The sequence below is a fragment of the Actinomadura nitritigenes genome (assembly GCF_017573545.1).
Lineage (GTDB): Bacteria > Actinomycetota > Actinomycetes > Streptosporangiales > Streptosporangiaceae > Spirillospora > Spirillospora nitritigenes.
Window position 1 is genome coordinate 136882 of record NZ_JAGEOK010000022.1, and the last position, 14052, is coordinate 150933.

The window sequence follows — 14052 nt, forward strand, 5'->3', positions numbered from 1 at the left end:
CCCCCGGCCCCTGGAGGTCATCCGTGAGTGATACGTCCCCCGCCTCTCCACCCCCTCCGAGCCCGTCCCTCGCGCGGAAGGCGGCGGCGGGCGTCCTGCTGGTCGTCCCGTTCGCCGTCTACCTGGCCGTGCCGACCTACGCCAAGGACGGCCCGCACCTGGCCGGTTTCCCGTTCTTCTACTGGTGGCAGCTGCTGTGGGTGGTGCTCACGGCCGTCTGCATCGCAAGCGCGCACCTGCTCACCCGCAAGCGGGGTGAGGCCAAGTGAAGGACGTCAACGGCGTCGAGCTGACGATCTTCATCGCCTTCTTCGCGGTGGTGACGGTGGTCGGCTTCGCGGCCGCGCGCTGGCGGCGCGGCCAGACCATCATGCACCTGGACGAGTGGGGCCTCGGCGGCCGCAGCTTCGGCACGTTCGTCACCTGGTTCCTGCTCGGCGGCGACCTCTACAGCGCCTACACGTTCGTCGCCGTGCCCTCGGCGGTGTTCGCCGGCGGCGCGATGGGCTTCTGGGCGGTGCCCTACGGCGCGATCGCGTACCCGATCGTGTTCCTGATCGGCCCGCGGCTGTGGTCGGTCGCGCAGCGGCACGGCTACGTGACCGCGGCGGACTTCGTCCGCGGCCGGTACGGCTCGCGGTCGCTGGGGCTCGCCGTCGCCCTCACGGGGATCCTGGCGATGATGCCGTACATCGCGCTCCAGCTCGTCGGCATCCAGGCCGTCCTGACGGTGATGGGCGTGTCCGGGTCCGGCTGGGCGAAGGACCTGCCGCTGTTCATCGCGTTCGCGCTGCTGGCCGCCTACACCTACACCTCGGGGCTGCGGGCGCCGGCGCTGATCTCGTTCGTCAAGGACGCGCTGATCTACGTGGTCATCATCGTCGCGATCGTCTACATCCCGACCAAGCTCGGCGGGTGGGACGGCGTCTTCGACAAGTCCGCCGCCGCGCTCGCCAAGCCGAACCCGGTGACGGGCAAGCCCGCGGGTTCGCTGTTCACCAGCGACATGACGCACTGGGCGTACGGGACGCTGGCGCTCGGCTCGTCGCTCGCGCTGTTCATCTACCCGCACAGCGTGACCGGCGCGCTCGCCGCCGGGCGCCGCGACGTGATCCGCCGGAACGCGGCGCTGCTGCCCGCGTACTCGCTGCTGCTCGGGCTGCTCGCGCTGCTCGGCTACATGGCGCTCGCCCACCCCGGCGTGGTCGCCGCCGTGAAGCACGCGGGCAACCCGCAGCTGGCGGTCCCGGAGCTGTTCGACCAGGTGTTCCCCGACTGGTTCACCGGCGTCGCGTTCGCCGCGATCGGGGTCGGCGCGCTGGTGCCCGCCGCGATCATGTCGATCGCCGCGTCCAACCTGTTCACCCGCAACGTCTACACCTCCTTCATCCGGCCGGACGCCTCGCCGGAGGAGGAGACCCGGGTGTCGCAGCTGGTGTCGCTGCTGGTGAAGCTCGGCGCGCTGGTGTTCGTGCTCGGCTTCGACAAGTCGCTGGCGATCAACCTGCAGCTGCTCGGCGGCATCTGGGTCGTGCAGACGTTCCCCGCCATCGGCATCGGCCTGTACACGCGGTGGCTGGACCGCTGGGGCCTGCTGGCCGGCTGGGCCGCGGGCATGGCGTACGGCACCTACACCGCCTACGACCAGTCCTCGCCGGCGCAGAGCCACTTCGGTTCGCCGCTCGCCGACATCCCGTTCGTCGGCCACACCGGCTACATCGCGCTGACCGCGTTCGTGCTGAACATGGTCGTCGCGGTCGCGGTCACGGCCCTGGTCCGGGCGTTCAAGGTGCCGGCGGGGCCGGACGAGACGAGCCCCGACGACTACACCGCCGACGCGGACGACAGGCTGGCCGCGCCGGAGGACCCGGCGGGCGAGCTCACCGGCCAGTCCGCCTGAGGACGGCCCGCCCGAGCGGCGGCGTCGCCCGAGCGGCGGCCCGCCCGAGGGACGTGCAGACCGGCGGGACGGGGCGAGCGGCTCGGTCGCCGTCCGTGCGGCGTAAGGGCGTCACCGACTGCCCCGGTCCCGCCGGTCCCTTCCAGACTGCGCCCCGCCCGCCGCGATCCGCAAGGCGGGCGGGGCTCAGCCCTCGGCGTCGACGCGCTGCGCCAGCACGTGCCCCGGCCAGTCGCCCACCTTGAACTCGGCGACCGTCGCGAACCCCTGGCGCCGGTAGTACTCGACGAGCCGCCCGTCCCCGCCGCCGTAGCAGTCGACGCGCAGCAGCCCGGCGCCCCGGGCCCGCGCCAGCCGCCTCGCCTCGCCGATCAGGGCGGCGCCGACGCCGTGGCCGGCGAACTCCCGGTCGGTGACCAGCAGCGTGATGTACAGCTCCGGTTCGTCGGCCGCGCCGACGTAGGACGGTGGGCCCGGCGCGACGGCCATGACCCCGGCGGGGCGGCCGTCCACCACCGCCACCAGGATCTCGTCGTCGCGGGCGATGCCGGTGATCCGCTCGACCCGGCGCGGGTCGCGGGACCAGGGCTCGGAGCCCCACTGGCCGATCCGTCCGTTGCTCGCCAGCCAGGCGACGGCACCGTCCAGCATCGCCATGATCACGGGTACGTCGTCCGGTCCGCCGCTGCGGATCTCCATCGCGGCACCTCCCACCCGTGATCATCGCATCAGCGCGGCACCGGGCGGTGCTCCCTCTCCTCGGAGCGCTCCAGCTCCCCGCCGGCGAACAGCCGTGCCAGCGGCCCGCCCGTCGGCCTCGGGACCGCGCTCCTCGCCCGGAGCCGTTCCGCGGCCTCCGCCGGGAGGGGACGGGTCCGCTCGCTGAACCCGCCGGAGGGGGCGCGGACGATGATCCCGGTCTCGACGCCGTGCTCCAGGAGAAGCCGGTCCCGCCGCTGGAGGCCGAGGCACAGCCGCCGCGTCACCGTGAACGCCAGCACCGGCCCGGTGAGGAGCGCGATGCGGAAGAACCAGGTGGTCGCGAACAGCGACACGTCGAACCGGTCGGCGATGACGTCGTTGCCGGCCGCCGCCCACAGCACGCCGTAGAAGACGATCCCTGCGGCGCCCAGGCCCGTCCGCGTGGCGGCGTCGCGCGGACGGTCGAGCACATGGTGGATCGCCGTGTCGCCCGTCGCGCGCCGCTCGATGAACGGGTAGAGCGCGAGCAGCGTGAAGAACACGGTGATGACCAGCAGCGGGACGAGGATGCCGAAGGAGAGGGTGTGCCCGGCGGCGGTGACGTCCCAGCCCGGCATCAGCCGCAGCGCCCCGTCGCCGAACGCCAGGTACCAGTCGGGCTGCGACCCGGCGCTGATCGCGCTGGGGGAGTAGGGGCCGTACTGCCAGACCGGGTTGATCTGCAGGAAGGCCGCCAGCAGCACGGTCACGCCGGCGGTGAACAGGACGAACGCCGTGGTCTTGGCCATGAAGACCGGGTAGAACGGCTTGCCCTCGACGGTCCGCTCGGTGCTGCGGCCGCGCCGGAAGTCGGTGTGCTTCTGCACCCACGGCAGGACGATCGCGTGCAGCGGCACCAGCGCCGCCATCAGGCCGGGCACCAGCAGCACGTGCACCACGTAGAGCCGCGGGACGAGATCGGTTCCGGGGAACTGGCCGCCGAGCAGGAAGAACGCGAGGTAGCTGCCGACGAGCGGGATCGCCTGCGCGGCGCCGAGCACCAGCCGCAGCCCGGTGCCGGACAGCAGGTCGTCCGGCAGCGAGTAGCCGGTGAACCCGTTGGCCATCGCCAGCGTGAACAGCACGATGCCGAGCAGCCAGTTCAGCTCGCGCGGCTTGCGGAACGCGCCGGTGAAGAACACCCGGAGCATGTGCGCCACGATCGCCGAAAGGAAGATCAGCGCTGACCAGTGGTGCACCTGCCGGACGAGCAGGCCGCCGCGCACGTCCATGCTCAGATGCAGCGTCGACGCGTACGCCTCGCTCATCTCGACGCCGCGGAGCGGCGTGTAGGAGCCGTGGTAGACGACCTCGGACATGCTCGGCTTGAAGAAGAACGTCAGGAAGACGCCGGAGGCGAGCAGGACGAGGAAGGAGTAGAGGGCGATCTCGCCGATGAGGAAGGACCAGTGGTCGGGGAACGCCTTGCGGGCGGCGCGGCGGGCGAAGCCGGTGGTGCCGAGCCGGTCGTCCAGGGCGTTCAGGGCTTGTTCGGCCGTCGAGGCGCGCCGTTCGGTCAGGGACATGCGCCACTCCCAGGGGGTCGGTCGCCGGTGACCTGTACGACCGAACGTAGTACGACGCCCTGTAGTTCTACAAGAGGTAGTTCTACAGTCGGTAGTACTGCGGGAGGCGGGCGGCGGACGGGCGTGCCCGGGGCGCGGAACGGCGGTCAGGAGGCGATGAACGCCTGCGCGCGACGGAACAGCCCGAGCGTGATGGCATGCAGCAGGTCGCCGGTCTCCTTCGGTGCCTTCCCGGCGAACGCCCGCGCGTGCGTGCCCTCCAGGACGATCCCGAGCTTGAAGCAGGCGAGCACCGCGTACCACGTGATGGACGACAGGTCGCGGCCGGCGACGGCGTCCGCGCGCTCGGCGTAGGCGGCGACCAGCTCGTCCGTCGAGGGCAGGCCCCCGGCCGCGCCCAGCGGCCCGGCCAGCTGCGCGCTCGCGTCGCCGTGCTGCGGCCAGGTGGCCAGCAGCCAGCCGAGGTCGAGCAGCGGGTCGCCGATCGTGCACATCTCCCAGTCGACGATCGCCGCCACCTCGGGGCCGTCGAAGGAGTACATCAGGTTGGCCAGGTGGTAGTCGCCGTGCAGGATGCCGGGCCGCCAGGTCACGGGACGGCGCTCCTCCAGCCAGCGCGCCACGTCGTCCAGGCCGGGGATCTCCGGCCCGGGGTAGCCGTCCAGCGTGCCGTAGGAGTCGAGCTCGGAGAGCCAGCGGCTCACCTGCCGCTCCAGGAAACCCTCCGGCTTGCCGAAGTCCGACAGGCCCACGGCCTCGTGGTCGACCGCGCCCAGCGCGGACAGCGCGCGCGCCGCGTTCAGGCCCATGGCGTGCCGGATGGACGCGTCCCCGGCGTGCGGCTCCGGGAGGACCACCGAGGCGTTGAAGCCCTCGACCGGCGTCATCAGGTAGAAGACGGCGCCGTTCATGACCGACTCGTCCGGGCAGGCGGCGATCACGCGGGGTGCGGGAACGTCGGTGCCGTCCAGCGCGGCGAGCACGCGCGCCTCGCGGCGCAGGACGTCGTTGGTGCGGGCGCGCAGGTGCGCGGGGCCGCGCCGCAGCACGTAGTCCCGGCCGCCGCGGCGGAAGCGGACCAGCGTGTTCTGCGTCCCGCCCGTCAGCGGCTCGACACTCTCGAACGCGCCGCCCGGCAGGCCCTGCCCGTCCATCCACGCCGCCAGGACGGCGAAGTCCACGAGCGCGGGGTCGATCTGCTCAGGCTGCACGGCGGTTCCTTCCGGGTACGGCGGTCTGCCGGAGAGTAACAGTCATGCACTTGCATTACTCATTGAGATGGCTCGATTATTCACGGGACGGAGCGCACCGACCGCAGGAGGCTCGCCATGGCCTGGGACTTCGAGACCGACCCCGCCTACCAGGAACTTCTCGACTGGGCGGACGCGTTCGTCCGCGATGAGGTGGAACCCCTCGACCTGGTGCTGGGCGACCCGTACGACAAGTCCGACCCCCGCTACAAGACCATGGTCCGCCCCCTGCAGGACCAGGTCCGCGAGAAGGGCCTGTGGGCCTGCCACCTCGGCCCCGAACTCGGCGGCCAGGGCTACGGACAGGTGAAGCTCGCGCTGCTGAACGAGATCCTCGGACGGTCCCGGTGGGCGCCGTCGGTGTTCGGCTGCCAGGCGCCCGACTCCGGCAACGCCGAGATCATCGCCCACTTCGGCACGCCCGAGCAGAAGGAGCGCTACCTGCGCCCGCTGCTGGACGGCGAGATCTCCTCGTCCTACTCGATGACCGAACCGCACGGCGGCGCCGACCCGACCCTGTTCACCACCCGCGCCGTCCGCGACGGCGACGGCTGGGTCATCAACGGCGAGAAGTGGTTCTCCTCCAACGCGCGGCACGCCGAGTTCCTGATCGTCATGGCGGTGTCGAACCCCGACGTGTCCGCCTACGAGGGCATGTCGATGTTCATCGTCCCCGCCGACACGCCGGGGCTGACCACCGTCCGCAACGTCGGCGTCGGCGGCGAGCGCGAGGGCTCGCACGGCTACCTGCGCTACGAGAACGTCCGCGTCCCGGCCGAGAACCTGCTCGGCGACGAGGGCGGCGCGTTCGTCATCGCCCAGACGCGCCTCGGGGGAGGCCGCATCCACCATGCCATGCGCACGATCGCGCAGGTCCGCAAGGCGTTCGACATGATGTGCGAGCGCGCCGTCTCCCGGCGGACCCGGTTCGGGCCGCTGGCGAAGATGCAGATGACCCAGGAGAAGATCGCCGACAGCTGGATCGAGATCGAGCAGTTCCGGCTGCTCGTGCTGCGCACCGCCTGGCTCATCGACAAGCACAAGGACTACAAGAAGGTCCGCAAGGACATCGCCGCGGTCAAGGCCGCGATGCCGAAGGTGTACCACGACGTCGTGCAGCGCGCGATGCACCTGCACGGCGCCCTCGGCGTGTCGAACGAGATGCCGTTCGCCGCCATGATGATGGGCGCGCAGGCGATGGCCATCGCCGACGGCCCCACCGAGGTGCACAAGATCACCGTGGCGCGGCAGCTGCTGCGCGACGTCGAGCCCGTCGAGGGCCTGTGGCCGTCCGGCCACCTGCCGACCCGCCGCGAGGCGGCCCGCGCCCGCTTCGCCGACGCCCTGGAACACGCTATAGGTAACGAATGAACGAGACGCGGGAGCGGTTGCTGGACGCGGCCGAGCGGCTCTACGCCGAGCGCGGGATCGACGCCGTCAGCCTGCGCGAGATCGTGCAGGCCGCCGGCGCCCGCAACGCCACGGCCGTGCAGTACCACTTCGGCGACCGGGCGGGGATCGTGCGCGCGATCCTCGCCCGGCACGCCCCGGAGATCGAGGCGCGCCGGCACGCCCTGCTCGACGCCTACGAGGCCGACGGCGTGCCGGGCGGGCGCACGCTCGCCGCCGCGCTCGTCCGCCCCATGGCGGCCTGCCTGGGCGACGCGTCGGGCCGCGCGTTCCTGCAGGTCTGGGCGGACGTGGTGAACCGGCCGCGCCCGCTGCTCCCGTCCGTGGTCCTCGACGACCCGCCGGAGGCGGCCGGAAGCGGGAGCGGGACCGGGGGAGCGGCGCGGCGGCCGAAGCCCGACAGCCTGTGCCGGTGGCGCGACCTCGTGGAACCCGTCCTGGAGGAGGACGCGGCGCGGCTGCACCGCCGGTTCACCGCGATCCTCTACGCCGCGACGGAGCTGGCCCGCCGCGCCCGCTCGAGGCCGCGCACCGACGACCGGCTGTTCACCAGCTACCTGATCGACGTCGTCGCCGCGATCCTCGGCGCCCCGGTCTCCGAGGAGACGCGCCGCCTCGCCGACGAGCGCGACGCCGCCCGCCGCTGACCCGCGCCGCCGCCCGCACCGCCTCCGACCTCCCATTCGTCCAAGACCCGCCGGGGAGGCGCGGCGGAGACTGGGCATGTCACCCGACCACCGAGGAGGACGACATGACCAGTGAGGTCCGGCGGACGTTCTACCCGCTGATCGCCACCGCCGACCCCGAGAGGTCGATGGAGTGGCTGGAGAAGGCGTTCGGCTTCGTCCCGCACGAGGTGCACAGGGACGGCTCCGGCACGATCGTCCACGCCGAGATGGGGTACGACACCGGGCTCTTCATGTTCGGCGCCGGCGTGCACGTCAAGGCGGCCGTGTACGTGGCGATCGACGACCCGGACGAACACCACGCCCGCGCGAAGGCCGCCGGCGCCGAGATCCTCCGCGAGCTCGCCGACACCGACTACGGCTCGCGCGACTACGCCGCCCGCGACCTGGACGGCAACGAGTGGTACTTCGGCGCCTACCGCCCCTGACGCCGGAAATGGGCGCGCCCGTCCCCGCACCCCGGTGCTACCGTGCGGGGGCCGGCCGCGGGACTTCGGCGCGACTTCCGGAACCCGCCCTGTAAAGCGATGATTCGCTGCTCGTGCTCCCCTTCCCCGGCCGGCGCCCGAAGCCCCCGGCCACCGTTGGATCACGATGAGCGAGACGTTCGCGGACCTGATCGCCTGCGAGGACGCGCTGATGTTCGTCAACGCCGCGATCACCTCCACCGGCCAGCGGGAGTTCCACCACGACCCCGGCGAGCAGCGCCTCTCCCTGGAGTTCCTGCACGCCTACACGCTGGAGAACTACCGGGAGGTCTACGCCGCGGCGCTCGCGCTCGACGTCAACGACCACAACGCCGCGCTCATCATCCGCAACCTGCTGGTGCGGTCGGCCGACGTCGGCGTGGAGCGGCGCCGCCTGGAGGGACGGCTGATCGCGCGGCGGCTGGAGCTGATGCCGCCGCAGCGGGTGTACCGGCTGTTCCGCGAGCTGCGCCGCCTGAAGGTCAACAACCGGCGCACGCGCGCGATCATCCGCGGCTGGCTGGACGCCCGCGCCGACCCCGCGTTCGACGCCGTCAAGTACCGCGACGGCGTCAAGACCGCCGTCCGCCACGCCCACCTCCAGCCCGGCGGCGAGCTCCGCGGCTTCCTGTTCGACCCGCTCCGGGCGAAGTCCTACGAGACGCCGATCCTCGAGCGGTGGCGGCGCGCGCACTACGAGAAGGCCGCGCTGTACGAGCTGCCCTACACCGTCGCGGAAGGGTTCGCGGCCAAGCACCGCGTCCCGCGCGAGGCGTTCCTGGAGCGCATCGCGCCGCGCATGACCAGGCTGGAGCGGCTGCGCCTGCAGGAGAACGCGCGGGAGGCCGGTGCTTCGGCCGTGGCCGCGGACCTGACCGCGATGCCGCTGACCCGGCTGGCGTCCTACGTGCTCGCGCTCCCGCTCGACGACCGCGCGGCGCGCCGCGCGGAACTGACCGGGGCGCTGCGGACCGCCGCCCGCCGCGTCGCCGGGCCGGCGCTCGGCTCGTGGGGCCGCGTCGCGGCGGTGCTGGACGACAGCCACTCCTCGACCGGCTCCGGGCAGAAGCGCCGCCGACCGCTCGCGGTCGCGCTCGCCTCCCACTACCTGCTGGAGGCGCTCGCCAAGGAGTACACGCCGCTGTGGACGTCGGGCCGCACCGACGAACTGCTCGCCTATCCGTTCGGCCCGACACCGCTGGGGGAGCGGATCATCGACGCGCTGGAGGCCCGGCCCGACCGGCTCATCATCGTCTCCGACGGCTTCGACAACGCGCCGCCCGGCCTCGCCGCCGACGTCCTGCGCGTCTGGCGGACGCGCCTCGACCCCGGGCACCGGCTGGCGCCCGGGCAGCGGGTCCTGATCGCCCACCTCAACCCGGTGTACGACGCGGACGGCTTCGACGTGCGACGGCTGTCCCCGGCCGTGCCGACCGCGGGCATCCGCGACGCCGAGGACCTGCCGACCCTGGTCGAGCTGGCCCGCTTCGCGGAGCGGCAGGTCGGTCTCGCGGGGCTGCGCGCCCACCTGGACGACCGGACCGCCCGGCTCCTGGGGGAGCGCGCATGACGTTCGCGCTGGAAGGACTGGAGACGCGGCCCGCGCAGGTCTGGGGGTCCGTGCGGCTCGTCCCGCTCGTCCGGGACGAGCCCGTCCCGCACCTGCGGCTGCACCGGAAGGCCTACGAGGAGCCGGTGTCCGTCGTGGACGTCGGCGACGGGTCCGCCTACGTCTCGTTCGTCCCGCACGCGTTCGTGGCGACGTGGACCGACGGCGACCAGGCCCCGGCGGCCTCCTACGGGACCCGCCTGCTGGAGCGGGACACCGCGGCCGCTCCGCCGCGCATGCCCGTCCGCCTCACCCGGCGCATGGCGCGCAAGGCCGGGAAGGACCGCCTCCGGTTCCTGCCGCTGCACCTGGCCGTCGAGGGCTACCTCGCGCTGCACTTCGGCGGCCCGGAGATCCTCTGGGAGGAGTGGTCGAGGCGGGCGGTGGCGCGCGGCCTGTCGCCGCGCTGCGAGGAGAGCTACCTCGGGCTGCAGGTCCGCGGGCTGGAGGACGCGCTCCGCATCTTCGAGATCCATCCCGGGCAGTGCGGCGTGCTCGTCTACGTGGCGGACGCGCTGGCCGGCGCGTTCGTCACGCCGCATCCCGACGACTACCGCGCCCTGCACGCGACGCTGGTCGAGGACCTGTTCGGCGAGCTGATCTACAACTACGGGCTGCTCGGCGTCCCGGCCGGCGACCTGTCGGCGGGGATCGACGGCGCCGGGATCACCTCGCTCGGCGACCTGCGCGCCGCCGCGGCCCGGCGCCGGGAGGAATGGGCCGCCTTCCACGACGAGGTCATGGCGGGCGACCTGTTCGACGAGGACGGCTCCCGGCAGCGCGTGCAGCGCCTGCACGGGTTCGAGCTGTCGCGGTTCCTGCCGTCGTTCGGGCTCCGCAAGGAGAACCACATCGGCGAGACGATCACCGGCGCGGACGGCCGCGTCGCCTACCTGAAGACGTACCGGCTCTCGGACTCGCAGGTGCGCCGCGGCCACCTGCTGACGCGCCTGGCCGCGCACGAGTGGCGGCTGGACGCGACGGCCGCCGCCCTCGGCATCGGCGAGGCGGCGCTGGCGCTGCGGCTGGAGCGCGCGGGCTTCGGCCACCTGCTGCGGCAGGACGTCCTCGACCACTACCGGGCCCAGGCGAAGCGCGCCGCGCCCGCCTGAGCCCGCTCTCCTCGGTTCCGCCCGCCCGGACCCGCGCCCTCGCGGGCCGGGTGCGGCCTTGCCGTCAGCGCAGGCCCGCGAACAGGTCGTCCTCGCGGTCGGGGGCGGCGTCCACGCGGTTGAAGTGCCGGATGAACGTCTCGTTCGCGAAGGCCATGTGCTGGACCTCCTCGGGCAGGCGCAGGAAGAAGATGTTCTCGCCCTGGCTCGCGTGCGCCTCCAGCGCCTTCACCTTGCGGGCGGCGTAGGGCCCGACGTCCACCACGCTGGTGATCATCTCGTCCGGGACGCCGAAGTCGTCCGGCGGCTCGAAGCCGATGTCGACGCCCGCGGACTTCGCGAACTCGAACATCTGCGCGATGCCCGACCGGGGGATCGCCGTGTAGTACAGCTTGTCGGGGATGCCGGTCTTCTCGGTGGCGGCGACGGCGATGCGGTGCGCCTGGATGTGGTCGGGGTGCCCGTACCCGCCGTTCTCGTCGTAGGTGACGACGACCTGCGGGCGGTACCGCTCCATCAGCTCGGCCAGCCGTCCCGCGGACTCCTCCAGCGGGACGTTCGCGAACGCCAGCGGGTCCTCGTTGGTGGACCAGCCCTCCATGCCGGAGTCGCGGTAGCCGAGCAGCTCCAGGTGCTCGACCGCCAGGATCCCGGCGGACTCGCGCACCTCGGCCAGGCGCCGCCGCGCGACCCCCTCCGCGTCGTGGCCCGGCTCGCCCGGCTTCACGCCGCCGGCGTCGTCGCCCTGCTCGCCGTTGGTGCAGGTGACCAGGACCGTGCGGACGCCCTCGGCGGCGCAGCGCGCGAGCAGCCCGCCGGTGCTGAGGACCTCGTCGTCCGGGTGGGCGTGGACCGCCATCAGGGTGAGTTCGTGCTCCATTGCTCCGGGACTCCTCGGGGGCGCTCGTCCGACCCGATCAACCCTACGCGGCGGCGGGTGAAGCAGATCACGTCTGGGACGTGGCCTCGGTCACCGAGAGATCGTCGGGGGACACCCGGTGGGCCGGCGGGTCGAACGGGAACAGCGAGGTCGTGTCCGTACCGTCGACGACGAACAGCTCGCCGGGTTCGAGGAGCCGCCAGCCCTCGGCGTCGTCCATCCGCTCGCTGGCCACCACGTGGGCGGCGGCCGGCTCGCGGTGCGCGGACACGTGCACGCGTCCGGGCTCGCGCTCGGACGACATGTGCCGGGTCTCGCCCTTCTCGGCGAGGTCGTGCTTCAGCACCCACAGCTCGTGGGTGTCGGGATAGCGCAGCGCCCACAGCCGCCTCGACTCGGCGAGCAGCACGTTCAGCGCGAAGACCGGCACCTCGGCGGCGATCCGCCGGACCGCGGCGACCAGCCCGGCGGCGGTGTCGCCGTGCCGCCGGATCTCCGCCGTGACGTAGGCGAAGACCAGCTCCGAGTCGGTCTGCCCGCCGACCCGCGCGAGGTCCACGTCGGTGAGCCACGAGCGGATCACGTCGAGGCCCCGGACCATCCCGTTGTGCGCGAACAGCCGGTCGTCCATGACGAAGGGGTGGGAGTTGCGCACGTTCGGCTCGCCCGTGGAGGCGTACCGGACGTGCGACATGAACGTGTGCGAGACGACGTCGCGGGCCTCGGCGCAGAAGTCGGCGTCCCGGTAGGCCGCGATGGGCGCCCGGTCGCGGACCGGCTCCTCACCGAGCGAGAACCAGCCGAGCCCCGTCCCGTCGGGCATCCCGCGGCTCTGCGAGGACAGGCTGTCCGGGGCGTCGACGAGCCAGAACGTGGCATGCACGCGCGGCCCGCCGGTCGTCATCCCGAACAGTCGGCACATGCCCCCACGATGCCCGCCACACCGGGACCGAACCGGTCCCGGCGGGTCAGGGATCGGTCATTCTTCGACCGGCTCCGCCGTTCGGGCCGAAGCGGTGGACGCGACGCGGCCCCGCGCGCAGAACCAGCCCGCCACCAGGGCGGCGATGATCACTGGGACGGCCAGCACGGTCTGGTGGCCCTCGCCGTCGTAGTCGAACCACATCAGCACGACGACCGCGGCGAGGAAGACCAGCGTGACGATCTCGGTGACCGGCGAGCCCGGCAGCCGGTACGACGGCCGGGACAGCGCGCCCGTGCGGGTCCGCCGGACGAACAGCAGGTGCGAGATCATGATCATCGCCCACGTGCCGAGGATGCCGATCGCCGCGAAGTTCAGCACGATCTCGAAGGCGTCCTTGGGGACTCACGCGTTCAGCACGACGCCCAGCACGCAGATCGCCGTGGTCATCAGGATGCCGCCGTAGGGCACCTGCGTCCGGCTCATCGCCATGGTGAACCGGGGCGCCGACCCGGAGGCGCCGAGGGAGCGCAGGATCCGGCCGGTGGAGTACAGCCCGGAGTTGAGGCTGGACAGCGCCGCGGTGAGCACGATGAGGTTCATCACGCCGCCCGCGGCGGGCACGCCGAGCTTGGACAGCACGGTGACGAAGGGGCTCTCGCCGTCCTTGTAGGCGTTCCAGGGCAGCAGCATCGTGAGCAGCAGCACCGATCCCACGTAGAACACCAGGATCCGCCAGACGATCGAGTTGATCGCCTTCGGCATGACCTTCTCAGGGTTCTCGGTCTCCCCGGCCGCGACGCCGACCAGCTCGGTGGAGGCGTAGGCGAACACGACGCCCTGCACGACCACGAGCATCGGCAGTACGCCCTTGGGGAAGACGCCGCCGTGGTCGAGGATCGTCAGCGGCCCGGCGTCCTGCGCGCCGACCCTGTGGCCGGTGACGACCAGCACGATGCCGATGCACATGAACGCGACGAGCGCGCCGACCTTGACGATGGAGAACCAGAATTCCAGCTCGCCGAAGATCCGCACGGAGATCAGGTTGATGGTGACGACGACCGCGAGCGCGATCAGCGCGAGCACCCATTGCGGGATGCTCGTGAACGCCTTCCAGTAGTGGATGTAGAGCGCGATCGCCGTGATGTCGACGATGCCGGTCGTGGACCAGTTCAGGAAGTGCATCCAGCCCGCGACGAACGCGCCCTTCTCGCCCATGAACTCGCGCGAGTAGGAGACGAACGACCCCGACGACGGGCGGTGCAGGACCAGTTCGCCGAGCGCCCGCACGACCATGAACGAGAAGAACCCGCAGACCGCGTAGGCGATGGCCAGGGACGGGCCGGCGCTGGCCAGCCGCCCGCCGGCGCCGAGGAAGAGCCCGGTGCCGATGGCGCCGCCGATCGCGATCATGTTGACGTGGCGCGTCTTGAGGGACTTGCGGTAGCCGGCGTCGCCCGCGTCGACGTGCGACGTCTCGGCCGGTGCCGTCCTCAAATCCTGGTCGCTCACGCCTCGTTACCGCCTTTCCACGGGGTGTCGCCTCGAT

General features: G+C 72.4%; 12 protein-coding genes and 1 pseudogene. 7 read left to right on the forward strand and 6 right to left on the reverse strand.

Features of this window, described 5'->3' with window-relative positions; all coding sequences use genetic code 11:
* Nucleotides 1-23: 23 nt before the first annotated feature.
* Both J4557_RS31085 and mctP read left to right on the forward strand, forming a co-directional pair.
* Nucleotides 24-269: a DUF3311 domain-containing protein gene (locus J4557_RS31085; RefSeq protein WP_208270312.1), complete on the forward strand. Its 246-nt coding sequence runs from the start codon at nt 24-26 to the stop codon at nt 267-269.
* Complete coding sequence (gene mctP, locus J4557_RS31090; RefSeq protein WP_208270313.1) at nt 266-1900, forward strand: monocarboxylate uptake permease MctP; 1635 nt, start codon at nt 266-268, stop codon at nt 1898-1900. The genes J4557_RS31085 and mctP overlap by 4 nt, the downstream gene beginning before the upstream one ends.
* 186 nt (nt 1901-2086) lie before the next feature.
* Here the strand turns inward: mctP and J4557_RS31095 are convergent, their stop codons facing one another.
* The 3 genes from J4557_RS31095 to J4557_RS31105 all read right to left on the reverse strand — a co-directional run bounded on the left by J4557_RS31095 (nt 2087) and on the right by J4557_RS31105 (nt 5378).
* Nucleotides 2087-2599 carry a GNAT family N-acetyltransferase gene (locus J4557_RS31095; protein WP_208270314.1) on the reverse strand — a complete coding sequence of 171 codons (513 nt, stop codon included), beginning with the start codon at nt 2597-2599 and terminating at the stop codon, nt 2087-2089.
* A gap of 29 nt (nt 2600-2628) precedes the next feature.
* Entirely contained in the window at nt 2629-4167 is a 1539-nt protein-coding gene (gene qcrB / locus J4557_RS31100; protein ID WP_208270315.1) for a cytochrome bc1 complex cytochrome b subunit, read from the reverse strand.
* Nucleotides 4168-4313: 146 nt separating this feature from the next.
* Nucleotides 4314-5378, reverse strand: a complete 1065-nt coding sequence (locus J4557_RS31105; protein WP_307800309.1) for a phosphotransferase family protein — start codon at nt 5376-5378, stop codon at nt 4314-4316.
* 117 nt (nt 5379-5495) lie between these two features.
* On the opposite strand from J4557_RS31105, the gene J4557_RS31110 reads away from it, so the two are divergent.
* The 5 genes from J4557_RS31110 (at nt 5496) to J4557_RS31130 (ending at nt 10701) form a co-directional block, all read left to right on the forward strand.
* Nucleotides 5496-6788 (forward strand): acyl-CoA dehydrogenase family protein, encoded by a 1293-nt coding sequence (locus J4557_RS31110; RefSeq protein WP_208270316.1) that lies wholly within the window; start codon nt 5496-5498, stop codon nt 6786-6788.
* The gene (locus J4557_RS31115) at nt 6785-7474 is read left to right on the forward strand and encodes a TetR family transcriptional regulator (protein ID WP_208270317.1); all 690 of its coding nucleotides are present in this window, start codon (nt 6785-6787) and stop codon (nt 7472-7474) included. Before J4557_RS31110 ends, J4557_RS31115 begins: the two co-directional genes overlap by 4 nt.
* 104 nt (nt 7475-7578) lie before the next feature.
* Complete coding sequence (locus J4557_RS31120; RefSeq protein WP_208270318.1) at nt 7579-7941, forward strand: VOC family protein; 363 nt, start codon at nt 7579-7581, stop codon at nt 7939-7941.
* A 166-nt stretch (nt 7942-8107) separates the two neighbouring features.
* Complete coding sequence (locus tag J4557_RS31125) at nt 8108-9550, forward strand: hypothetical protein (RefSeq protein WP_208270319.1); 1443 nt, start codon at nt 8108-8110, stop codon at nt 9548-9550.
* Entirely contained in the window at nt 9547-10701 is a 1155-nt protein-coding gene (locus tag J4557_RS31130) for an ARPP-2 domain-containing protein (RefSeq protein WP_208270320.1), read from the forward strand. Before J4557_RS31125 ends, J4557_RS31130 begins: the two co-directional genes overlap by 4 nt.
* A gap of 64 nt (nt 10702-10765) precedes the next feature.
* On the opposite strand, the gene J4557_RS31135 is transcribed toward J4557_RS31130, so the two are convergent.
* The 3 genes and pseudogenes from J4557_RS31135 to J4557_RS31145 all read right to left on the reverse strand — a co-directional run bounded on the left by J4557_RS31135 (nt 10766) and on the right by J4557_RS31145 (nt 13916).
* Nucleotides 10766-11581, reverse strand: a complete 816-nt coding sequence (locus J4557_RS31135; protein WP_208270321.1) for a PIG-L family deacetylase — start codon at nt 11579-11581, stop codon at nt 10766-10768.
* Between the two features lie 67 nt (nt 11582-11648).
* Nucleotides 11649-12503 (reverse strand): class II glutamine amidotransferase, encoded by an 855-nt coding sequence (locus J4557_RS31140; protein WP_208270322.1) that lies wholly within the window; start codon nt 12501-12503, stop codon nt 11649-11651.
* Nucleotides 12504-12560: 57 nt separating this feature from the next.
* A pseudogene (locus J4557_RS31145) lies at nt 12561-13916 on the reverse strand (amino acid permease).
* Between the last annotated feature and the right edge of the window lie 136 nt (nt 13917-14052).

What these genes read in the sequence shown, in the direction of transcription:
- J4557_RS31095 (WP_208270314.1), bottom strand. Translation starts at nt 2,599, where the DNA reads ATGGAGATCCGCAGCGGCGGACCGGACGACGTACCCGTGATCATGGCG.
- qcrB (WP_208270315.1), bottom strand. Translation starts at nt 4,167, where the DNA reads ATGTCCCTGACCGAACGGCGCGCCTCGACGGCCGAACAAGCCCTGAAC.
- J4557_RS31110 (WP_208270316.1), top strand. Translation starts at nt 5,496, where the DNA reads ATGGCCTGGGACTTCGAGACCGACCCCGCCTACCAGGAACTTCTCGAC.
- J4557_RS31115 (WP_208270317.1), top strand. Translation starts at nt 6,785, where the DNA reads ATGAACGAGACGCGGGAGCGGTTGCTGGACGCGGCCGAGCGGCTCTAC.
- J4557_RS31120 (WP_208270318.1), top strand. Translation starts at nt 7,579, where the DNA reads ATGACCAGTGAGGTCCGGCGGACGTTCTACCCGCTGATCGCCACCGCC.
- J4557_RS31125 (WP_208270319.1), top strand. Translation starts at nt 8,108, where the DNA reads ATGAGCGAGACGTTCGCGGACCTGATCGCCTGCGAGGACGCGCTGATG.
- J4557_RS31130 (WP_208270320.1), top strand. Translation starts at nt 9,547, where the DNA reads ATGACGTTCGCGCTGGAAGGACTGGAGACGCGGCCCGCGCAGGTCTGG.
- J4557_RS31135 (WP_208270321.1), bottom strand. Translation starts at nt 11,581, where the DNA reads ATGGAGCACGAACTCACCCTGATGGCGGTCCACGCCCACCCGGACGAC.
- J4557_RS31140 (WP_208270322.1), bottom strand. Translation starts at nt 12,503, where the DNA reads ATGTGCCGACTGTTCGGGATGACGACCGGCGGGCCGCGCGTGCATGCC.